This window comes from Candidatus Margulisiibacteriota bacterium, from assembly GCA_003242895.1.
Classification (GTDB): Bacteria; Margulisbacteria; Riflemargulisbacteria; order GWF2-39-127; family GWF2-39-127; genus GWF2-39-127.
Genome location: QKMY01000065.1, coordinates 14095 through 36163 on the forward strand (window position 1 = coordinate 14095; position 22069 = coordinate 36163).

General features: G+C 36.8%; 23 protein-coding genes. 2 read left to right on the top strand and 21 right to left on the bottom strand.

The window, feature by feature from the left end:
• Positions 1-6: 6 nt before the first annotated feature.
• From DKM50_12595 to DKM50_12610, 4 genes are all read right to left on the bottom strand, one after another.
• Positions 7-1809 (bottom strand): hypothetical protein, encoded by a 1803-nt coding sequence (locus DKM50_12595; GenBank protein ID PZM77440.1) that lies wholly within the window; start codon positions 1807-1809, stop codon positions 7-9.
• Positions 1809-6314 carry a hypothetical protein gene (locus DKM50_12600; GenBank protein ID PZM77441.1) on the bottom strand — a complete coding sequence of 1502 codons (4506 nt, stop codon included), beginning with the start codon at positions 6312-6314 and terminating at the stop codon, positions 1809-1811. Before DKM50_12600 ends, DKM50_12595 begins: the two co-directional genes overlap by 1 nt.
• Positions 6304-6849: a hypothetical protein gene (locus tag DKM50_12605; protein PZM77442.1), complete on the bottom strand. Its 546-nt coding sequence runs from the start codon at positions 6847-6849 to the stop codon at positions 6304-6306. Before DKM50_12605 ends, DKM50_12600 begins: the two co-directional genes overlap by 11 nt.
• A gap of 176 nt (positions 6850-7025) precedes the next feature.
• Positions 7026-7247, bottom strand: coding sequence for a SirA-like protein (locus DKM50_12610; protein PZM77443.1), 222 nt, complete (start codon positions 7245-7247; stop codon positions 7026-7028).
• A gap of 322 nt (positions 7248-7569) precedes the next feature.
• On the opposite strand from DKM50_12610, the gene DKM50_12615 reads away from it, so the two are divergent.
• Both DKM50_12615 and DKM50_12620 read left to right on the top strand, forming a co-directional pair.
• Positions 7570-8037: a hypothetical protein gene (locus DKM50_12615; protein ID PZM77444.1), complete on the top strand. Its 468-nt coding sequence runs from the start codon at positions 7570-7572 to the stop codon at positions 8035-8037.
• 2 nt (positions 8038-8039) lie between these two features.
• Positions 8040-9620 (top strand): hypothetical protein, encoded by a 1581-nt coding sequence (locus DKM50_12620; GenBank protein ID PZM77445.1) that lies wholly within the window; start codon positions 8040-8042, stop codon positions 9618-9620.
• A gap of 2 nt (positions 9621-9622) precedes the next feature.
• Here DKM50_12620 and atpC read toward each other — a convergent pair whose 3' ends face one another.
• The 17 genes from atpC to DKM50_12705 all read right to left on the bottom strand — a co-directional run bounded on the left by atpC (position 9623) and on the right by DKM50_12705 (position 21836).
• Positions 9623-10030 carry an ATP synthase F1 subunit epsilon gene (gene atpC / locus DKM50_12625; protein ID PZM77446.1) on the bottom strand — a complete coding sequence of 136 codons (408 nt, stop codon included), beginning with the start codon at positions 10028-10030 and terminating at the stop codon, positions 9623-9625.
• 16 nt (positions 10031-10046) lie between these two features.
• Entirely contained in the window at positions 10047-11441 is a 1395-nt protein-coding gene (atpD, locus tag DKM50_12630) for a F0F1 ATP synthase subunit beta (GenBank protein ID PZM77447.1), read from the bottom strand.
• Positions 11442-11480: 39 nt separating this feature from the next.
• The gene (atpG, locus tag DKM50_12635; GenBank protein ID PZM77448.1) at positions 11481-12338 is read right to left on the bottom strand and encodes an ATP synthase F1 subunit gamma; all 858 of its coding nucleotides are present in this window, start codon (positions 12336-12338) and stop codon (positions 11481-11483) included.
• A complete protein-coding gene (locus tag DKM50_12640; GenBank protein ID PZM77449.1) occupies positions 12338-13852 on the bottom strand; it encodes a F0F1 ATP synthase subunit alpha in 1515 nt (504 codons plus the stop codon). The genes atpG and DKM50_12640 overlap by 1 nt, the downstream gene beginning before the upstream one ends.
• A gap of 82 nt (positions 13853-13934) precedes the next feature.
• Positions 13935-14465, bottom strand: coding sequence for an ATP synthase F1 subunit delta (gene atpH / locus DKM50_12645; GenBank protein PZM77450.1), 531 nt, complete (start codon positions 14463-14465; stop codon positions 13935-13937).
• Between the two features lie 14 nt (positions 14466-14479).
• Positions 14480-15001: an ATP synthase F0 subunit B gene (gene atpF / locus DKM50_12650; GenBank protein PZM77451.1), complete on the bottom strand. Its 522-nt coding sequence runs from the start codon at positions 14999-15001 to the stop codon at positions 14480-14482.
• Positions 15001-15258: an ATP synthase F0 subunit C gene (atpE, locus tag DKM50_12655; GenBank protein PZM77452.1), complete on the bottom strand. Its 258-nt coding sequence runs from the start codon at positions 15256-15258 to the stop codon at positions 15001-15003. The genes atpF and atpE (DKM50_12655) overlap by 1 nt, the downstream gene beginning before the upstream one ends.
• A 15-nt stretch (positions 15259-15273) precedes the next feature.
• Positions 15274-15753: an ATP synthase F0 subunit C gene (atpE, locus tag DKM50_12660; protein PZM77453.1), complete on the bottom strand. Its 480-nt coding sequence runs from the start codon at positions 15751-15753 to the stop codon at positions 15274-15276.
• Positions 15754-15848: 95 nt separating this feature from the next.
• On the bottom strand, positions 15849-16670 hold the full coding sequence (gene atpB / locus DKM50_12665; GenBank protein PZM77454.1) for an ATP synthase F0 subunit A: 822 nt from the start codon (positions 16668-16670) through the stop codon (positions 15849-15851).
• Between the two features lie 75 nt (positions 16671-16745).
• The gene (locus tag DKM50_12670; GenBank protein PZM77455.1) at positions 16746-17117 is read right to left on the bottom strand and encodes a hypothetical protein; all 372 of its coding nucleotides are present in this window, start codon (positions 17115-17117) and stop codon (positions 16746-16748) included.
• Complete coding sequence (locus DKM50_12675) at positions 17098-17343, bottom strand: hypothetical protein (GenBank protein PZM77456.1); 246 nt, start codon at positions 17341-17343, stop codon at positions 17098-17100. Before DKM50_12675 ends, DKM50_12670 begins: the two co-directional genes overlap by 20 nt.
• Before the next feature lie 96 nt (positions 17344-17439).
• On the bottom strand, positions 17440-17784 hold the full coding sequence (locus DKM50_12680; GenBank protein ID PZM77457.1) for a hypothetical protein: 345 nt from the start codon (positions 17782-17784) through the stop codon (positions 17440-17442).
• Positions 17785-17840: 56 nt separating this feature from the next.
• A complete protein-coding gene (gene prmC, locus DKM50_12685; GenBank protein PZM77458.1) occupies positions 17841-18713 on the bottom strand; it encodes a peptide chain release factor N(5)-glutamine methyltransferase in 873 nt (290 codons plus the stop codon).
• A gap of 42 nt (positions 18714-18755) precedes the next feature.
• Positions 18756-19820, bottom strand: coding sequence for a peptide chain release factor 1 (gene prfA, locus DKM50_12690; GenBank protein PZM77459.1), 1065 nt, complete (start codon positions 19818-19820; stop codon positions 18756-18758).
• A 245-nt stretch (positions 19821-20065) separates the two neighbouring features.
• On the bottom strand, positions 20066-20929 hold the full coding sequence (locus DKM50_12695; protein ID PZM77460.1) for a DUF1385 domain-containing protein: 864 nt from the start codon (positions 20927-20929) through the stop codon (positions 20066-20068).
• Positions 20930-20931: 2 nt separating this feature from the next.
• The gene (locus DKM50_12700) at positions 20932-21621 is read right to left on the bottom strand and encodes an FAD-dependent thymidylate synthase (protein PZM77461.1); all 690 of its coding nucleotides are present in this window, start codon (positions 21619-21621) and stop codon (positions 20932-20934) included.
• 11 nt (positions 21622-21632) lie between these two features.
• Positions 21633-21836 (bottom strand): 50S ribosomal protein L31, encoded by a 204-nt coding sequence (locus tag DKM50_12705; protein PZM77462.1) that lies wholly within the window; start codon positions 21834-21836, stop codon positions 21633-21635.
• Positions 21837-22069 lie beyond the last annotated feature (233 nt).

The window sequence follows — 22069 nt, forward strand, 5'->3', positions numbered from 1 at the left end:
ATCATACTATTTATTACTCAGATAAAGAGAGAGCTTAAACTGCAATTCCTCATTATCTGGAGCTAGTTTCAAGGCTTTTGACCAAATATCAACGGCATGTTCTTTTTGGTCTAGTCGAATATACATGTTTCCTAGCCAGACATAAGCCTTTATTGAAGCTGGATTTAATTCAATTGCCCTCAGATAGCTATCAATAGCAGATTTGTAATCCTGCTGAATGAAACAGACATATCCATGTTCGTAGAACCTATCAGATTCTTCTTCTATTGTTTTGCCGCCTTTAGTCCATGATTTTCTTGCTTCGTCGGATTGTCCGAGCATTTTATAACTATTTCCCAACCAGAGATATGCAAGTTCAAACTTCGGGTCGATAGCTATCGCCTTTTTATACTCGCCAATAGCTTTTTCATAATTCCTATCATTAAAATAAACATAACCCTGCTGATAATAATCCGGGGCAGTATTAATTTTGAAATACTTAGCAACTCGTTTTTTTATACTTTCATTACCAGGATCAAGAGTAAGCGTTTTATCCCAATATTCCCGAGCTCGATCCTTCTGATCTAAATTGAGATAGGAGGCACCTAAGGCTATATAGGTTCGGATTCTTTTGTCATCAAATTGTAATGATTGAAGCAATAGCTCGATAGCTTTTTCGTATTCCTCGTTTATAAATGCCGCATTTGCTTGATTGATCAACACAGTAAAACCATCTGGATACTCATTTTTTTTCTCTTCAGGAGAATACATCCGATCGGAAATAGGTAGTGATTGCCGGTTATTATTCGTTGTTAACACTGAATCAACATTCAACTCAACACTCTTGGTGGGGATAGTATTAGCAGTTCCTATCGTTTCAGGTACCAGAACTGTCTTCATTTTCTTTTCCGGCAAAGAGAATTGATACCCAAAGGAGAATCTCTGCAAATTGCCTACCTCATTATATTTTGAGGCCATTACAGCATAATCAAAATTAACCGGACCTAAGCTGATCCCAAGCCCAAACGTACTCTGCCCCTCATTCATGCCACCACGAAGTTCAAGTTCATCTATTAGCCTGTAACCTACTCCAAAATGATAAGTGTACGGACGGTTTGTGATTTTTTTTATTGAGGCACGGACACGGACTTTCGCATCAATTGACTTATAATCAAAAGCTCCGATAATCTTTAATGGCGCTGTATCAAGACTCTCATTAAAAGTGTTCCACTTTAAAGCTGGCTTCAAAATATTAATTGCTGATATTCCAAAGCGGTAACTATTATCAAGGGCCCATATAATACCAATATCCATTCCATAGCCAGAGGAAGAATTGTCCCACAATTTTTGATCGATAAATTTCAACGTACATCCTGCAAAAATCTTTTTTGTACTAAAATCAGTTGCATAACTTATTAGCAGAGCAGTCGAAATATAGGAAAAAAGTTCCCCGGTCGCTTCGGGCCTACCTTCAGAATTAATTTGCGTTTCAGGAATGTTGCTTACGCCTGCCGAATAATAATGGGTTGCAAAGGTACCGTACTGAAAAGGTACTGCTACTGCCAGCGACTTATAATTGGTATCGATAAAAATAGATTGGTACATGCTCTCCAAAACAGCATTTTTTATGCCATAAATTCCAGCCGGATTGTATAACGTCTCCCAGATTTCTCCGGTATTTGCACCGAAGGCATCACCATAAGCCATCGCTTTTGCTCCACCACCATTCTCAAGAAAAACAGCTCCGTTTTCAGAGGCAAGAACGTATGAACAGCAAAGAAAGCAGACAAAAAATACTGACAATTTAGTTGATATAAGTCTTTTTAACATTATTTCAATACCGCAATTTTAAGGATAGCTTTCTTCTTTACAGAATTAATGTTTTCTGCTGTCACTACAGCGAAATACACACCATTAGCAACAATCTCTCCATACCTGTTTCTCCCATCCCAGAGAACCTCATTGTAGCCGGGGTTTCCCCCGTCCGGGTTGCCGGCCCAAAAATGCCACGATTGCAGCATTTTCCCCGTAATATCAAAGATCCTTATATTTATTTCAGCATTTTCTGACATTTGATAGGTAATTTTCAATATATCATTTATTCCATCATAATCAGGGGAAAAAGGATTCGGACCATGAATTGCTGAAAAATCAAAAAACAAAGATTTTATACGAAAAACAGGCGAAGTTCTTTCGAGAATGTTATTATTAGCATCTTTTGCAGTAACTTTATAAAAATAGGATCCAGGAAACAAGTTTTCATACGGTCGATAAATAACTGTAACTTGCTCTGTAGTTATTTGATAATTTGTTGTACTCATTGATATCAGAGTATCGACTACACCAATAACTCGATAAAGCTCTACCGTGGACATAGTCAATCCTATTCCCGCCGAATTATCCCGAAGCAGTAGCTTCAACTCAGGACGGGAAGACACATAGTCGTTGGTGCTGATTAATTCACCATCAATATACACGCCTGACAGATCAGGAGCGATGAGATCGGCAGTAGAGAAAATTCCAAAGGTAGTGAAATGGTTCGTATAAAAAGTAACTTTTTGAGCGATAACATTGACGCTGGTAATGCCTGAAGCGTTCCAGCTTGCAGTAGATGGATTCCACCATAATACGAGAAGTTGGGAGGTTGTAGTGCCTGACGGAAGGTCAATAGAAATCTTAACCGGTAGAGCAAATATCGGATTTTCGATACCAGAAATCTTTACATCCACACCGCCCAGATAGGTATTATTTGTAATTCCCATCGCAGCTGAGTTCAGACTAGAAAGAACGTGGACATCTAAGTTGACGTCTTTTTCATAAGCACCGAGCGGTATGATTATTTTGGCAGATAGACCATTACTCGCATTTGTACCTTCAGCTGCGGAATATGATAACACAGCATTCTCAGATGATTCGTTTCCGGCTACATCTTGAGCCTTTACAACGAACAGATTATTACCTTCCATCAGGTTCATTGTTACGTCATAGAAGTTGATAGTCACAGGAACAGCATTCTCGGTTACGAAAAAATAGGTGTTGCCATTTTGCCAATACTGATCAACAATCACGTTCGCTATTGAAGCTATATTGTCAGAAACAATTCCGCTAATTCTTACGCTACTAAGCAATGTAGTACTTCTTGTGGGTGTTTGGATCGTGATACTTGGTGCTACTCCATCAACTCCTACCTGAACTCCTTCCGATAGAGTAACCGCTAAGGGTAAGCCTTGTGTTTCGAGCCTATTTCCGGCACTATCATGCCCGCTAAACCAATAGCTCAGAGTAACACTGTTTCCTATTGAAGCTACCGGCAATGTTGCACTCGCAAGATAATAGTTATTATTAACATATGATATATTCATTGTTATTACATCTATCTGATTTGCATACGCCATATTTACAAAAACATCACCAGTTACTATACGCATTGCCTCATAGACAAGAAAATACAGATTAAAATCTTCTTTTTTGATATATTCCCCAAAAGGAACTGAACAGCTCGCGGTAATAAGATATGGAGAGGTATTGTCGATAGATAACCTGCTGATATTCGTGCCTGTGCTTTCGGTCATTTCATACCCCATTATTTCTTCGAAGCCATATGCACTTATATTTACCGTCCCTGGCTTTGAGGGCGCGTTAAATGTAGCAATATAGGTTGTAGAGTTAAGAAAAATTCCCTGTATTATATTTTGAGATGAAGAATCATATGTATAGAAAAGATTAATTGTTGGTAACAATGTGGTTTCCAGTAAATCATTACTTGTAAAGGTCATTGTAACGGTTGTTCCCGTTTTTATTGCGTCTGATGGCGAACAGAGCACGGTGAGAGAAGGTATTCCGCTGTCAAAAACTATAATAGCAGCAGGATAAAAAGGTGAATTCCTGTCTGTATTCAGCGCATTCCCAACAACATCGGACCCGGAAAACCAAACTTTGGCATAATCACAATCATTTAACGAATAAATACCGCCATTTGAAAAATCGAAATTGTTCAAAGTAACCGGAATATCACCCTGGGATAGATCACTATGCAATAAACATGATAAAGTTACACTTTTAGGCTGATTGCTACTATCATATAATTTCCAGTTAAGGACAAATGCGTTAATAGATACTAAGCTATTTTCGTTCATAGTAGCTACAATATCAAAATTCCGGACCCGATCAAAACGAAGCCTCTGAGGAATGTTATGAGTGATAATACTGGGACCTTGAGTATCGAAGACCATAAACGGACAGTTTGCCGGACTAAGAACGTTGAAATCATTCCCAGCAATATCTCGTCCAGTAAGAAAGAAACTAATTGTACTATTATTACTTGCAATCATATTGAAACTTGTATAAAAAGCAGTCATGGAATTATTGGGAGTCGAAACCAGATGATAAGCAATACTTTCATTAATTGATTGTCCGACATTTAATGCTAACGTATTTTCAGATATATTCTCATTTGCTATGATTTTCAGGTAGATATTATCTCCATTAATAATTGTGTTTCCGCTATTGTTTGTAGGAAATATCTGGGTTAAAAATTCATCCCTGAATGCGAACAGAGAATAACCCGTAAGTTTATCGGACCAGGAAATATTCCCTGTCAACACATTGCCCGCCCTATCTAAAAAAGCATTCCTATCCATAATACTAATTCCGAGAATATCATTCGATGAAAGGACTATCCCTATAGTTCCTGTTACGCTATCTGAAAAAATTGAATTACGTGGAATGCTAAATGGAATGGGAATTCCATTAATAAAGGCGCCTGATGCCGAAGTTAAATCAGCTGTAACAATTACTGGCTCGGTGAATTTGATTACGATAGTATTAGTTCCTTCATAACTCGAGATATAAGCGATTTGCGGTTGATCGGTATCGACAATTACTGAAGCTGTTATAACTCCACCCAGGCTCTTACCAACTTCATCTGTAGCATTAAGCGTGATAAAATAATTACCATCAAGATTCGTTGAGGCTATCAATTCCCAAGTCGCAACGCCGTTGATGTAAGAATCTGGAGTAACCTGACTTTTACCATTCACAGGTGTCAGATCTAAAAAGATGTTTGCGGTTATTAAAGATGAATCTACGATGTTTGCGGTTATCAGAAACGTATCACGATTCTTGACTACACTGTTATTGTTTATTGTAAGGATGTTAATTGTCGAACAATGAGGAGCTAGTGTATCTATCTTAACCTTCATTGCAGTGGTCTCACTGATTGAGAAAGGCATGATATTCGAGGTTATTTCATTTCCGGCCATATCAGAACCTTCAAACCAAAAAGACAAATCGTCACCATCAGAAAGTCCTGGTACCGAACCCTGAATAATTGATCCGACTACTTGCATTGGCAGTCGAGATAAGAAGCCATTTAGCCTGTAGGCAAGGATAACGAATCCATCCTGAAGCCCAGAAGAATTAACATAATCATTGGCGATCTCAGTGACTGATGCAGTAATAGCTAATGTTTGAACATCATAGGCTTTATCATTAATGAGATTAATAGAAATAATCGCAGGCTGGACATTATCGAAATAAACTTGAATTGAAGATGATATAGCATTTGGACTTATCAATGAATTAGAAACTGGATTTCCCGCTGCGTCCGTACCGGAAATCCAATAGTACAAATAGTTTTGTGTAGCCGTAGAGGCTGGTATAGTTGCAAAAGCGCTAAATGAGGGGGCTTCGCCAACTATAGTCAGTGAAACGTTCCCTGTTATGCCAGCGTCGACAGGATTTAATGAATTAGAAAACTTATAACAAAGAACAAGATTATTTATAGTTATGCCTACATTATCATTAATATTCAAAGAAACAGTGAAATCCTTAGTTTGAATAAAAGAATTATTTGAAGGTGTTGTATAATATAGACTTACGATCGTTGGACCTGTGTTATCTGAACAAGCCGCAGTGACCGAATATAGTACGGTTCCAAACGAGGTCGGATAAGTATCATCAGCTACCAGAAAATAATAATACTTCTGCGAATTAACCAACCCTTGTGCGTCGACAAAGCTCGCAACAGCTCCATTTTGGGAAACACTGCAATTGAGTGTAATCGGCTGTAAGTTTTGGGATAACCAAGCAATATCTTTACCCTCAACATTATTTGTGCTGCGATAAATATCATAAATAACATAGCTGTTTGTTACCGGAGAAAAAATATCTCCAACGCTGATAAGTGGCTGCCATTCTAATCTAATAGCACCATTAACAACAGAATTAGCAGTTATATTGCTTTCAGAGAACGCAGTTGTTCCAATAAATAGCGAAATCAAAACCACTATTATAAAATACCAAAGCCGATAGATTATCTCGCAGTTAAAATTCATTCCATAATCCTATATTTATTGTTTTGTCTTTCAGCGTTAAATTACTATCAGCTCGAACTACGTAATAAAACTCATTTTCAACATAGAACAACCCCCACTTTATCCCATAAGAATGTGAAGTTCCTACGGAAAAGTCTGGGACCATATTGAGATATACCTTATCAGACGCAAGCAACATTGCTCCGCCAGAGCAAAAAAGCGTAATGCTATTTAGGAATTCCCCGGACAAGAGAATAATCTTGGAATTGAGGCGAATATCATTTAAAGATATTATTGAGAACGAGCTAAATGAAAACCGGTAAGGTCCAGAATTATTTTTGTCACGCAAATTAAAACCGATACCACATCGTTCGTAATTATCTGAATTCGCAATAAAGAATTGATAACTAGAAATAGTATCATTATTATCAATTTCCTGAGCATACGTATTTGCGATACCGAAAAACGTAAAAATAACAATCAGAATTACGTGAAACATAGTGCCCCGCATAGTATGACAAATATTTATTATTTTGTTCACATCAAAAAGGTTCATGACGTATCCTCTGAAAAACGCAGGGTCAAATTAATAATCGATGCATAGAAATCTATATTTATTTTAGAATAAAACAAAATCTATAACAAACATTTTTTAGAATAAAACAAAGACGACTCCTTTTAGGAATCGTCGTAATTTGTTTACTATTAAAAGCTCTGTAATCAACCCAATAGTTAGAACTGAATAACGGCGGTCTTGTATGTTCCTTCATTTCTGAACTCTTGAATAACTTTATTCATTTTTTGAGCCCAGCCTCGGAGGTCAGTTTCAAACGTATGACAATCTGCTCTTACCACAAGAACGTCCCCTGGGCTCATTTTAGTTGCCTCAATTGTAACCTTTAATAACGGTTGAGGACATTTTAACCCTCTGCAATCCATTTCTTTCTTTACCATAAAAGCCTCCCTCTAATATATATATATATATGCTTATTTGTTATTCAGATAATCAGTGCGTTAATGGCGGACCTATTTTTGATTCATTTAGAAATAACAGATATGAAGATTTCCCTTATAAATCACCGATCACACAAACCATATTTTCAACCACTATTAATTATAGCAATTATAAAGTATATTTACAAATACAAGAGAATTCTTCATAATAACAAAATAATTAATTGTATGTTGTCGAAATTATTAGCCCGTTGTATACAATTCTGGCAATCAACCAGTTATTATTCTTATACCAATAATATTTCGAAATACCTTAAAAACCATGAAAAACAACATTTTGATAATCGGGTTAGGAAATGACATAATTTGCGATGACAGGATCGGTCTCGATCTAGCTGCAACTATTGCTGATGAACTATCCATACCATTAGCAGCATCTCAAGCTGTAAACCTTGGCCTGTTAAGTGATTTAGATGGGTTTGACACAATTATCATTATCGACTCTATTATGACTGGGAGCAATTCTATTGGCGCTTTAACAAAACTATCATTATCTGACCTAACGACCGTCACCGGAAATTATTCAACACATCAAATTAGTTTTCTGGATCTGATTAATGCAGGAAAAGCCATGGGATTTTCAATGCCTACCTCAATTATTATTTATGCTATAGAGATCCTTGACAATAAAACGATAACTGAAAAAATGACCACAGAATTACAGGATAAATACCCTTATATTTTAAAAGAAATAAAAGATGATATTAATCATAGCTTCGGAAGTAATTAATCATGGAATATCTTATTGAACAGCTAAAAATCCCAATTGATGAGTTTATCTCTATAGAAGATTCGTTAAAAAAGCTCTTTGGAAAACAATACCTAAATATCAAAACCTTCAATATTATTAAAAAATCTATCGACGCCCGAGATAAAGCTTCAATCAAACTCGTTTTTTCACTTAAAATCAAATCGCACAAAAAAATACTCCCTCAAAAAGCAAATAACGCAAAAATCACAAGGTTTGTGCCGGAGCCTACGCCATATCTCACTAAAAAGCGGATACGAAACTCTAGACCTGTGGTTGTTGGATTGGGGCCTTCAGGAATTTTCTGCGCTTTGAGGCTTCTTGATTATGGGATTACACCAATAATAATAGAACGAGGAAAAAAAATTGAAGAGAGAAAAAGCGACGTTCAGTCACTTTGGAGTTCAGGGTTACTCGATACAGAAAGCAACCCTCTTTTCGGCGAAGGTGGTGCAGGAACTTATTCTGATGGCAAGTTGACAACCCAAATCAATAATCCTTTCAATAATTATATCCTTGAAAAACTGGTTTTTTTTGGTGCACCGTCGGACATTCTCTATGAAGCAAAACCTCACATCGGTACTGACAAACTACAAATTATCCTTAAAAACATTAGAAATCACCTGATTGAGAAGGGAGTTACAATTCACTACTCCTCAGTTTTCTCAGCTCTACTTACTAATCAATCGGTTGTTCAAGGCATTATTATTAATGATATTCTAGAACTAAAAACAGAGGTAGTCTTTCTTGGTATTGGCCATTCCGCACACGATACCTATAAAAATCTCTATAATAGCGGAATAGAAATGGAGCCAAAACCTTTTGCCCTAGGATTCAGAATTGAACATTCACAAGAGGCAATAAACAAAATCCAATACGGCGAAAAATACAAGAATCATCACCTACTTGGTTCTTCGCCTTACAAATTAACATTTAAATCGTCACAGGGAAGACAAGTGTATTCTTTCTGCATGTGCCCAGGTGGGCAGATTATTTGTGCCAGCAATCAGAAAAACAGATTAGTTATTAATGGCATGAGCAGTCATGCTCGTAATTCCGGAAGTGCTAATAGTGCCATCGTGGTTAATATTCAACCGGATGATTTCTATCAATCATCACCGATGGACGGACTCGCCTTTATTCAGCACTTCGAACAAAAAGCTTACGATCTGGGTCAAAAACCTTTTTTTGCACCAGCACAAAAGCTCCGTGATTTTTTAATCAACCGGACTACCAAGACTGCACTAACAACAACTTACCGCCCTGGTAATACACCAACCAACCTACACAATATATATCCGTCTTTCGTTAATACAGCATTAATCGATGCATTTCACTATTTTGACAAAGTTATGACTGGTTTTGTTTCAGATGAAGCGGTTCTACTTGGAGTCGAGACGAGAACCTCATCACCTGTTCGTTTTCCCCGAGGCAAAGATGGCCAGCACACTATGATTAAAGGGCTCTATCCTATTGGTGAAGGTGCCGGTTATGCCGGCGGAATAATGAGCGCAGCGCTTGATGGTATTAAAGCGGTTGAAAGCCTCATTGCAAGCGAAACATAATATTATTTGCTTCTCCTTGCAAACGCTAGCCGCCCTTCTGCCCTTTGCAGTTCAGCATAAGCACTCTCTATCCCATCATGTTTTTTTGTATTGATCTTTGCCAAAGCTCTCTGTTTAGCTTTTTCGGCCCTTTCGATATCGATCTCGTCTACAGTTTCAACATAATCAGCCAAAATATTAACTTTATCCGGCATAATTTCGACAAAACCTTTAGCTACGAAGACCTCAACTATTTCCTTTTCCGATTTCTCAATATGAATAACGCCCGGACGTAATATTGAAAAAAGCGGAGAGTGGCTGGAATAAATCCCAATATCCCCTTCATAACCAGGAACTTCAGCATATTGAGCTTTCCCTTCAAAGAACCTTCTTTCCGGAGTAATAACGGTCATATTAAAAGTATCGGACATGCCCCTGCTCTCGCTTTCACATTAAGGTTTCGGCTTTTGTTAATACTTCATCGATGTTTCCAACCATATAAAAAGCTTGCTCAGGAATAGAATCATATTTACCTGAGACAATATCCGTAAAACTCCTTATTGTATCCTCTTTTGAGACATATTTGCCTGCTCTTCCGGTAAACTCTTCAGCAACAAAAAATGGCTGAGATAAAAACCGTTGTATCTTTCTTGCTCTATTAACTGTTACCTTATCCTCATCAGACAACTCTTCCATTCCAAGAATTTTGATAATATCCTGAAGTTCCCTGTATCTTTGGAGTAAATGTTTCACTTCATTGGCTACATTGTAATGATCCTCCCCTATAACACGAGGATCAAGGATAGTTGAAGTTGATTCTAACGGATCAACGGCCGGATATATCCCTAACTCAACAATCTGGCGGGAAAGCACAGTTGTAGCGTCGAGATGTGCAAAAGTAACAGCCGGGGCCGGATCAGTAAGATCGTCCGCTGGAACATATACAGCTTGGACAGAAGTTATTGCGCCTTTTTTGGTCGATGTAATTCGTTCTTCAAGGGACCCGACATCGGTACTTAAAGTAGGCTGATACCCTACCGCAGAAGGCATTCGCCCAAGAAGCGCCGAGACTTCCGACCCCGCCTGAACAAACCTGAATATATTGTCAATAAACAATAAAACATCTTTAGATTCCACATCTCGGAAATACTCGGCAATAGTTAACGCTGTAAGGGCAACCCTAAAACGTGCGCCCGGAGGCTCATTCATTTGCCCAAAAACAAGCGCGGTTTTATCAATAACACCAGACTGCTTCATTGATAACCAGAGATCATTGCCTTCTCTTGTTCGCTCTCCAACGCCTGCAAAAACAGAATACCCGCCATGTTCAACCACAATATTATTAATCAGTTCCATAATGAGGACAGTCTTACCTACTCCAGCACCGCCAAACAAACCAATTTTCCCACCTTTAGGATAAGGAGCCAGCAAATCTATTACTTTTATACCGGTCTCATAGATGGTCGTCTCGGTACTTTGATCAACAAGTTTAGGAGCACTTCGGTGAATTGAGAATAAATTCGAAGTCTTTATCGGTCCCTTACCATCTATAGTTTGTCCAATAACATTTATCATTCTACCAAGGGTCTCAGCCCCTACAGGCACTTTTATTGGCTCACCGGTATTAACAGCTTCTGCCCCTCGAACCAGACCATCGGTGGATTCCATTGCGATACAGCGTACTGTATTATTACCAAGATGCTGTATTGTTTCCATAACCAGCAGAGTGTCATCTTTATTTATGTGTATTGCATCAAATATTTTCGGCAAATCTGCCTGCGCGAACTGTATATCCACAACCGGGCCAATTATCTGCATTATCTTACCAATTTTCTTAGACATTTAATCCCCCCGAATAAGCTCTTTCACTATTAATATCAGTTATGACAACACTTCCGCCGCACCCACAATCTCAGCAATCTCCGTTGTTATCATTGCCTGCCTCAATCGATTTAAGGTCAACCCAAGATTATTGAGGACCTCCTGGGCATTGTCAGTTGCAGACTGCATAGCAGCCATACGAGCCGCTTGTTCCGCTGCAAAACTTTCCACTACGAATCTGTAGACCTGAAAGGTGATATGCTGTTTCAAAAGCGAATCGATAACTGTTTCGCTGGATGGCTCATAAATATATTCGATAGATTCGACTCTCTTATTATTTTCAAAAATCGTCATCGGCAATAATTGAATATTCGTTACTGTCTGCACACTGGCAGATTTAAATTCATTATATACAATATTAATACGACTATATTTTTTTTCTAAATAGTAAGCAATGATCATTTCTACGATCTCAGCAACATCGGAATATTGAAAACCTTCAATAAAGTTAATATATTGACCCTCAATGGCATATTTTCTCCTTTGAAAATAAGTTAATCCTATCTTTCCAATACAAATAAGGGAAAAATTCCGGTATTTTCCGGCATTAATATATCTATTCACTTCACGAATAACATTTCCATTAAAACTTCCGCATAAGCCACGGTCACTTGTTATTATAACGATTAGTGCATTATGGCTTTCATGTAATTGGAAAAACTGATGCGAACCCATTTCTATTCCTGCAGACATATCAGCTATTAATTCATATAGCATATTTGAATAAGGACGAGTTTTATTCAAACGCTGCTCAGCTCGATAGATCATTGCTGCCGATACCATCTTAAGCGCTTCGGTGATTTTCTTTATCTTGGAAATACCTTGAATATTTCTTCTGATATCAAGGAGGCTTGCCATTATATCCCTGCCTTATAATATTGTTTGAAGGCTTCAATAGCTGAATTAATATTGTTTCTTAATTGATCATCCAGTGCATTTTTATTATCAATTTCTTCGAGGAAATCAGGATGCTCATTTTCAATAAATTCGAGCAGTCCAGATTCAAATTTTCTTATTTTTTCAACGGGAATATCATTCAAGAAATTATTGACAACAGCGTACAGTGAAATTACTTGCCTGCTGATATCCAGTGGTTGATATTGATCTTGCTTTAATACTTCAACAAGTCGTTTCCCCTTTTCGAGTTGAGCCTGACTCGTTTTATCCAGTTCAGTCCCGAATTGCGCAAATGATTCGATATCCCGATATTGTGCCATGTCAAGTCGTAATGCCCCGGACACCTCTTTCATGGCTTTTATCTGAGCACTACCTCCAACTCGAGATACGGATAGCCCAACGTCAATCGCAGGCCTGACCCCTGCATTAAAAAGCTCTGATCGCAAATAGATTTGACCATCAGTTATTGAAATAATATTTGTTGGTATATATGCAGAAATATCACCAGCCTGAGTCTCGACTATCGGAAGCGCAGTCATACTCCCCCCACCCTTATCGTCGCTATACTTTACGGACCTTTCCAGTAGCCGAGAATGAATATAGAAAATGTCACCCGGATAAGCTTCTCTTCCTGGCGGGCGCCTCAACAGTAGAGAGATCTGGCGGTATGCTTTAGCGTGGTTGGATAGATCATCATAGACTATAAGCACATCGTTGCCATTATCCATGAAATCTTCCGCCATTGAACAGGCAGCATAAGGTGCAATATATTGAAGTGTTGCAGTATCGCTTGCTGTAGCTGAAACAACTATCGAATAAGCCATCGCATTATAATCCCGTAATAATTTAACTACATGCGCCACCGTAGAATCTTTTTTACCTATCGCAACATAAATACAGATGACATTTTTTCCGAGCTGATTGATGATTGTATCGAGCGCAATTGCAGTCTTTCCAGTTTTTCTGTCACCAATTATCAACTCGCGTTGGCCTCTTCCGATAGGGATCATAGAATCAATCGCCTTAAGTCCTGTTTGAAGTGGTTGTTTGACAGGTTGCCTGTCTATTACCCCGGGAGCACCCCTTTCAATAGGTCTCCATTTTTTTGTTTTAATCTCTCCTAATCCGTCGATAGGCTGACCTAACGGATTAACAACTCTTCCCAGCAGTTGCTCTCCAACAGGTACGCCAACAACCCTTCCTGTCGTTCGTACTTTGTCTCCTTCCTGTATATTAGTATCTGATCCCAGGATGATACATCCAATATTATTTTCTTCGAGATTAAGAGCGATCCCAAATGTATCATTACCAAAGGCTAAAAGTTCTCCCGACTTTGCATTCATAAGTCCGTAAATACGGGCAATATTATCGCCTACCTGAATAACTGTACCAAGGTCTTCTATCTCTACCTTTTGCTCATATTGTTTTATACGATTAGTCAGTATCTCAACGATCTCTTCCGGCCTAATATTCATCGTTACCACCACCTTGATCTTACATGAACCGTTGTTGTTTATTAATAAAAAGAGTGAGCGCCTTATGCCTATTTGATGTTGATTAAAGCTCGCGAAACTCCTCTAGCCGAGACTGCAATGATAGATTGATAAATTTATCCAAATAAGTAATTACGATTCCCCCAATTAGCGACTTATTGATCTTTACATTTAAGATAATTTTTTTTTCCAGTCTTTTTTCTAACGATGCGATAGCAGCTTCTACATTTGTATCGCTTAGCGGAAAGGGTGTATGAATTACAGCATAAACAATCCCCATTAATTCGTTATACTTCTCTTCAATAAGAGTTAACATACCATCCAGATACATTATTCTTTTTTCAGTAACAATCAAGATAAAAAAGTTCATTATATAATTATTTATAGGCTGGATTCTTATAAGGATTTCATTGAACATACCTATTTTTTCTACATCACTCACTCTTGGGTCTTTTAGGTAAAGATATATTTTCTTATTATCATCGAAGATTTTTTTTAAATGGATAAGAATAACTAAGGTAACGTCCAAATCTTTTTCTTGAATTGCGTCAATGAGAGATTGAACATATCGAGCAATCACCATTCTGTTATCCATAGGCAATTTCCGGTTTAGATCCCAGCGATCAAGTTCTCAGTAAGTTTGTCATTAATTTCTTTGGTAATATTTTTTGTTAATATCTGCTCAGTCAATATAGTGCTCAAATATAAAACTTCTTCACTTAATTTCTTTCTTGCTTTTTCCATATCACTACTTATCTCATCTTTAGCTTGATTCACGAGTCGAAGAGCATGGCCATTAGCCTCATCCAGCATTTTTTCATGAACTTTCCTCGCACTATCTTTTGATTTATTTATAATTTCTAAAGCAAGTCTACGAGCATTATTCAGATTATCCTGACCTTCTTTAATAAGATGCTTTGCTTCCGACTCTTGATAATTGATATCCTTCATAGCCTGACTAATTTTACTCTCACGCGTATCAAGAAAATTAATTACAGGTTGATAAAACAACCTTTTCAGGATGTATAGAAATACGAGAAAGTTAACGATCTGCATTATGAGATCATAAATATTGATTTCGATCATAACTACCTCTACATTCTGTTCGTTTTCGACAGTATTGCTTGTCACTATCCTTTAACGACAAAAATAAGAATTAAAGCAATAATTAAAGCATATATACTATTTGATTCAGTTACTGCCTGGCCTATCAACATAGTTCTCGTTATAATATTTGCCTGATCAGGTCTCTTTGCAACACTTTCACAGGCTTTCGCTGCAGCATAACCTTCACTTAACCCTGCTCCGATTGCTCCAATTCCCATAGCAATACCAGCACCTAGCAAAGCTGCAACTCGTATTAATTCAGGACCTGTAATATTTACCATAATAGCCCCCCCTTTTTATACAAAAAAGATCAATATTAAAGCAATAACAAGCGAAAATATTGCTGTCGTCTGCGAAACAGACTGCCCGATAAGCATGGTAACTACAATAACATTATTCTTCCTCGGCTGACGGGCAACCCCCAAACACGCTTTTCCAACCGGCAGACTTGCTCCGAGACCGGCACCAAAGGTCCCGATTCCTATGCATATTCCCGAGGCCAAATAGGCAATTCCTGTTACTAATCCTGAACCGGCCCCACCCTGAAAAATTAGAATCAATGCCGTTACAAGAGCAAAGATACTTGAACTCTCAGCAACTGCTTGTCCTACCAGCATAGTATTCACAATTCTCACCGATGCTGCCGGCTGCCGGGTTATTGCTTCTGAGGCTTTTGCCGCAGCATGTCCCTCTCCCAGTCCGGCTCCAACCACTCCCAGACCAAGTGCAATTGCAGCCCCAAAATATCTAAAAACCATAGAATAATCAATGTCCAAGCAACACCCCAAACTTCACATTATTATATTAATTCCATAAATTAGTCGAGATATATCATATGATATTTTTAGCGTCAACGATTATTTAAGCTACATTAATCTCTCACTTTTATTGCAATATATGTTAATGCCAGCATAGTAAATACAAATGCCTGGACTACCCCCTCAACTAATCCGAAAAAAAATTGCAGCGCTATAGGTACTACCAAATTTGACACTAATCTGGAGACTATAAGGAGAACTAGAGATCCCCCAAGTATATTGCCAAAAAGACGTAACGAATGGGAAGTTACTTTTGCAATCTCTTCAATAATATTAAGCGGAAATAAATACCAGACGGGATGAAAATACGTTTTTAGATAACCGGAAAGCCCTTTTTTCTTTATGGTCGTTCCATGAACTATTATTGCAACCATTATTCCCATACCCAGATCAGTTGAGAGATACCTTGTCGGTTCTGCGAACTCCGGGATCGAAAAAAGAAAAGAATACCATTCACTTTCTGGGATAGTTAAAGAAACATTAAAAAAGTTGTGATAATGTATTTGGGCCATCGTTAATCCAAATATTTTTAATATCAATGATATGCTTGTTCCAAGAATAACAAACAAGTTAGGAATTATCCCGATCAGATTACACAACAAGATAAAAATAAATATTGTAGCTATAAGTGGGGTATAGGAATAATAACTTGGACCGAGCGATGAAATGACCAAATCTCTAAAAAAATTAATAAATAATTCAGCAATGCTTTGAACTCTTCCTGGAACTACCTTCAAATTTTTTGAAACCCAGAGTGCAAAGCCAATGCCGGCAATCATAATAATCCACGTCATTGCCATGATAGTCGTATTTATTGTTATCAGTCTGCCAAATAATGTAAATGAGAAATATGAAACTTCGAAGATCCCGTTCATGAATACATCCTTACTCTTACAGCAAGAACACTATGGGAATAATATCATTTCAAACAACTAAGGATTTTACCGGTGTTATTTTGATAAACAATAATATTCTATGAATTCTTTTAATACACAGATAATTGTTATTGAGAACAACCCGATTACCATTGAAATAACATTTATCCGGGGAAATAAAAAAGGGATCAAAAAAGCCATTATAAGATATATATATTTTGAGACAACTAGCTTAATTATTACATTTTTAGTAACCTTACCTTTTTCAATTTGATCAAGATACTTGATAGTTTGATTAAAAATGATAATCCTAAAGCTTGCGCCCCAAAGCAATCCCGGGATCAAAGTCTTGTTAAGCAGGAAAAAAAATATTAATAATATACCAATTAAAATGAATTCAGCCTGTAATACTATGGTACGGTAACGGTTAATGGTTCTTATGGTCATCTTCCGTAGTAATCTTGCCAATGAGCTTATAAGCCTGATAAAATCCGCTGATAACTCCGAGAATGATAAATACGAACAATACTAAGCCCTTACCTCCGACTTTATTATCTAGAAAAAAGCCAATAAGAAAGAATATAACAATAGTAGATCCCAATGTAAAACCCAGTTGCATGGTAACTCCCACGTATTGAAGTATTTTGTTCCAGTCATTACTCATCTTTTCCACAAACTAAGTCTCATAATTCTATTATGCTAAGAATGTATAACTATTTTTGTTTTTTTTCAATACTATTTTATATGCAATATGTGAGTAACTCCGGGATTAATAAAATAATATCCGATCACCGATCTTCAGGTGTTTGTCTTGATAAGCGTCAGGATGACATTCTATGACTTTTTTGGTACCCCAGATCATTCTACCGATTCTATGAGGTGGTAAAACCTCATAACCAATAATCGCATTATTGGAATTGAGATGAATAACACCAATCGTATATTTCATAAAGAAAGAATGAACAGAACTACAATTATCAATAATTAACGGTTCCTCAGTTAAAATGCTCGTTGTACCTAATAGCCCTTGCAATCTATCCATAAAACCAGTTGTGAGGCGGGCTCTTGAGAAAATTATTGATCTATCTTTTTGTATTCTTATATTTTTTTTCATTTCTGCTATTCCCCGGTTAAATCATGAGTTGATATAAATTCATCAGATTTTTTTGGTTAACGTACTGTTCCGGTGACGATACGGTCTATATCTTGGTAATCTTTATAAAATTTAATATTTTTCACACCACTATCAATAAGCAGCTGATTAATAGACTCATTAATATCATAACCTATTTCAAAAATAACAGAAGACTCATGTCGATAATTTTTACACTTATTAAGGATTTGGCGATAAAACATCAAACCATCAATACCACCATCTAGCGCTGATACCGGTTCTTTCTTAACTTCTTCACTGAGGGTTTCTAAATCAGAAGTTAAAATGTAGGGGGGATTCGAAATAACATACAATTTATTGTTAAATAAGGAGTTAAAATCAAGATCGATAATCCCTTTATTAATACATTTAAGATTTTTCACGTTATACCTATTGGCATTTTTTTGAGTGATTTCCATAGCCTTTATGCTTTTTTCAACAGCAACTACATTGTATTCAGGAAAGCTATCAGATAAGGCAATAGAAATACAGCCACTTCCTGAGCCGATATCCAAAATAGTTAATTCTTTATTTAAAGGTCGACCTTCTTTAATTGCATCAATTGCAACTTCAACTAATAGCTCGGTTTCAGGTCTAGGGATAAGAACATTTTCATCAACATAGAGTTCATAATCGAGAAAATAAGCCTTTTTAAATATATATTGATAGGGAATATGGCGAACTCGCTGAGATATTATTTTTCGATAATTGGCAAGTTCTTCATCATTAAGAGGTTTTTCAAATTTAAGAAATAATTGCAGCCTGGGTAAATGAAGAGTCTCTGAAAGTAATACCTCAGCTTCGTATTTTGGATTATCTATATTATGCTTTTCAAGATATTCATATGACCATTTTAGGATTTTTATAATAGTCCAGGAAGATTCAGTCATGGGTTATTTCTCGATTATTTAAGCTTGATTACTGAGATAACGTTATTCAGTCTTCATTTTTTCAAGTCGATCAACAGCGAGCAATGCCTCGATGATTTCATCAATATCACCGGTTAAAATATCATTAAGTTTATACAATGTTAAACCGATACGATGATCTGTAACCCTTCCCTGCGGGAAATTATAGGTCCTAATCTTCTCACTTCTATCGCCAGATCCAACAAGCAATTTTCTAGTTGAAGATATCTCTTTATTCTGCTGTTCCACTTGAGATTCAAAGATTTTGGCTTTTAAGAGATGCATTGCTTTATCTTTGTTTTGGTGCTGACTCCTTCCGTCCTGACATGCGACAGCTACGCCGGTTGGAATATGTGTAACTCTCACTGCTGAATCAGTTTTATTAATATGCTGACCTCCTGCTCCTGAAGCACGATAGGTATCAATTCTCAAATCATTCGGATTGATCTGGATATCCACATCTTCCACTTCCGGCAATACTGCAACGGTAACTGCTGACGTATGTATCCTACCACTCGCTTCTGTTTCCGGAACCCTTTGCACTCGATGAGTACCGCTTTCATATTTTAACTTCCCATAAACAGAGTCGCCTTTAACAAGGAGAATTACTTTACTCAATCCCCCCATGTCGGATTCTGTCTGCTCAATTAGTTCAACCTGCCAACCCTTTTTCTCTATGTAACGAGAATACATATTCAAGAGATCGCGTGTAAAAAGAGAAGCTTCTTCTCCACCTGTCCCACTCCTAATTTCAAGGTAAGCATTTTTATTATCATTAGGATCGCGAGGCAGTAATAATAGTTTTAACTCATCTTGAATTTTTTCCAAGTGTTCCTTCGAAGTCTGAAACTCTTCTTGAGCCAGCTCAATCATATCTCGATCATTTGACTCAGTTAATATCTCGGAGGCTTCGTCCATCTGTTTTTTTATTGTTTTGTACTCTCTATATTTTACAATAGTCTCTTTCAAGTCTGAATATTGTTTAGAGTATTCTGCGTACTTCTTCTGGTCACTTAATACATCAGGTGAACCCAGCAAACGCTCAATTTCATCATATTTGATTTCAATATCTTCTAATTTTCTAAACATTTTTAATCCCAACTTATTATTTGTAACTTATTTCCAAATTGATAAAATTATTGTTTAAGATATCCTTTATATTACTCATAAAAAGCTTTCCTTGACAATATCAACAGTACTCCATGAATTGTTATCAATTAATTAATCCAGAACCTGTTTCCTGCAAATCATCCAAGCCTATTCTTCTCTTTAATAAGCTTAAATTGCTTAAACAACTTCTCTTATGGCTCATAGCTAACTTAAGAGGTTTTAGGTTAGATTACTTCTTTTAACGCTGCAAGAGCAACTTCAATTTGCTTTTCATCAGGTTCTCTGGTAGTTATTTTTTGTAACATCAGACCCGGGAATACTAGCCAGTGCAAAAAGAAAATATCGTATTTTTTATTTAGCTTAATTATCTCGTATGCTATACCAGAGATAATTGGCATCAACATTATTTTATAGGCTACACGATGAAAAAAATCAGGTCTCCCTAAAAAAGTAAAAACAATGATACTAATTATCATCACAACCAAAATAAAACTGGTTCCACATCGAGGATGAAGTGTCGTACGTTTTTTAATATTGTCCATATCTAGTCCCTGACCGGATTCATAAGCATGAATAACCTTATGTTCCGCGCCATGATATTGATACACACGTTTCATATCATCAAAAAACATAGTAAATATCAAAAAGGAAAAAAACAAAGAAAACCGAATAACTCCTTCGATTACATTCAATAGTAAGGTGTTCGAAACCATTGATTTCAGGTGATCGAAAATAAATGCAGGAAGAACAATAAACATAGCAACAGATATCCCAATACTAAATGCGGCGGAAAAAGTTAACTCCCATTTACTTGTTTTCTTTTCAGTCGATCCACCCAATGCTACCTCGGCTGAATACATCAAGATATTAAATCCTAAATAGAGCATTTCCAATAAATTAATAAAGCCGCGCAATACCGGTAGATTCAAAAACTTATATCGTTTTGATAGTGATTGATACTGCCTTTTCTCAATAACAATTTTATTTTGAGTATTTCTGATTGCAGTAGCAATAATATTTTCGCCACGCATCATGACACCTTCAATAACAGCCTGTCCACCAACTGCGAGATCTTTCAAATCGCTCATATTTACCCCTTACTGCCGAACGTATATTTACCGCAGGACTTGTCTTCATTGCAATAACCTAAATTTTGGCATTTGGGCTGCAACTTTGAAGCCAAATATTCATCTATCTTAAAAACTTCTTTTTTAATCTTTCCAAACAATTCAACTATTTCCCATTGCGCCCTAAAACACAGCCGGATCGAAGAAACAGTAAAAAGCTCTCTGAAATTCATTGTCATTATAAGTTTCGTTTCTGTAGCGTTAGGAAGAATGTACCGAGCATCTTCAGCTGGAATCCCAATGTCAATTAACTTCTTATAGGCTCGTTTAATCTCTTCTATGAGAAGTTGATACTCATTAAGAGCTTCAGTGTTTTTCTTGATAGTTTTGGGTACGATAAAATCGACATCCGTCGTCTCTTTTCCCTTACAATAATTAACATAGCGTTGGCTTTGTTGGGAAAAAGATGCTAGTCTATGCCTTACTAACTGATGAGTTAATGCTCTAGACACTCCTTCAATGGCAAAAGTCATTGATACATGTTCAAGTACAGAGTGATGGCCTGATTTAATTGTTCCATCAATCAGGCTTATCATTTCGTCAATACTTTTTTCTTTTAACCTTATCGGCCCCACTGCACTATAACAAGTACGGCATGATTTATAAATAACTTCTAACGGATTAGGAGTAGCAGATACTATCTCAATATTCATAAAGTTAATCTTTATTTTATATTTGCGTATTTCTTATTGAACTTCTCTACACGGCCTTCAGTATCAACAATTCTCTGCTCTCCAGTAAAAAACGGATGACATTTTGAGCAGATATCAACACGAACTGTCTCAAGTGTTGATCCAGTTTCATGTGATGCACCACATACACATGTTGCGGTTAACGTTTTGTATTTTGGATGTATATCTTTTTTCATTAGTCCATTCACCTCTAATTAATTTTTAAATTATCCGGAGATTTAATTATGACCATAATACTACCCTAAAAACTCCGAATGCGAATAATAGTATACACTAATCAAATTCATTGTCAACGTTATTGGTACTAAGTCAGTAGTTCTAATTATAAAGAGCAAAGGTTAACAGAAATAGTTAGTGAGTTAAAAAAATAAACAGGCTAGCATCAAGTAATCATAAAAAAACATCTCCA

Coding starts and splice junctions, on each gene's coding strand:
- atpH (PZM77450.1), bottom strand. CDS start 14,465: ATGGATAACAGAATGGTGATTGCTCGATATGTTCAATCTCTCATTGAC.
- DKM50_12670 (PZM77455.1), bottom strand. CDS start 17,117: ATGACCATAAGAACCATTAACCGTTACCGTACCATAGTATTACAGGCT.
- DKM50_12680 (PZM77457.1), bottom strand. CDS start 17,784: ATGAAAAAAAATATAAGAATACAAAAAGATAGATCAATAATTTTCTCA.
- atpE (PZM77452.1), bottom strand. CDS start 15,258: ATGGTAAATATTACAGGTCCTGAATTAATACGAGTTGCAGCTTTGCTA.
- DKM50_12705 (PZM77462.1), bottom strand. CDS start 21,836: ATGAAAAAAGATATACATCCAAAATACAAAACGTTAACCGCAACATGT.
- DKM50_12605 (PZM77442.1), bottom strand. CDS start 6,849: ATGAACCTTTTTGATGTGAACAAAATAATAAATATTTGTCATACTATG.
- atpC (PZM77446.1), bottom strand. CDS start 10,030: ATGTCCGATACTTTTAATATGACCGTTATTACTCCGGAAAGAAGGTTC.
- atpD (PZM77447.1), bottom strand. CDS start 11,441: ATGTCTAAGAAAATTGGTAAGATAATGCAGATAATTGGCCCGGTTGTG.
- DKM50_12620 (PZM77445.1), top strand. CDS start 8,040: ATGGAATATCTTATTGAACAGCTAAAAATCCCAATTGATGAGTTTATC.
- DKM50_12610 (PZM77443.1), bottom strand. CDS start 7,247: ATGGTAAAGAAAGAAATGGATTGCAGAGGGTTAAAATGTCCTCAACCG.
- DKM50_12615 (PZM77444.1), top strand. CDS start 7,570: ATGAAAAACAACATTTTGATAATCGGGTTAGGAAATGACATAATTTGC.
- prfA (PZM77459.1), bottom strand. CDS start 19,820: ATGTTTAGAAAATTAGAAGATATTGAAATCAAATATGATGAAATTGAG.
- DKM50_12640 (PZM77449.1), bottom strand. CDS start 13,852: ATGAATATTAGGCCGGAAGAGATCGTTGAGATACTGACTAATCGTATA.
- prmC (PZM77458.1), bottom strand. CDS start 18,713: ATGACTGAATCTTCCTGGACTATTATAAAAATCCTAAAATGGTCATAT.
- DKM50_12600 (PZM77441.1), bottom strand. CDS start 6,314: ATGAATTTTAACTGCGAGATAATCTATCGGCTTTGGTATTTTATAATA.
- DKM50_12595 (PZM77440.1), bottom strand. CDS start 1,809: ATGTTAAAAAGACTTATATCAACTAAATTGTCAGTATTTTTTGTCTGC.
- DKM50_12700 (PZM77461.1), bottom strand. CDS start 21,621: ATGAATATTGAGATAGTATCTGCTACTCCTAATCCGTTAGAAGTTATT.
- atpB (PZM77454.1), bottom strand. CDS start 16,670: ATGAACGGGATCTTCGAAGTTTCATATTTCTCATTTACATTATTTGGC.
- atpG (PZM77448.1), bottom strand. CDS start 12,338: ATGGCAAGCCTCCTTGATATCAGAAGAAATATTCAAGGTATTTCCAAG.
- DKM50_12695 (PZM77460.1), bottom strand. CDS start 20,929: ATGAGCGATTTGAAAGATCTCGCAGTTGGTGGACAGGCTGTTATTGAA.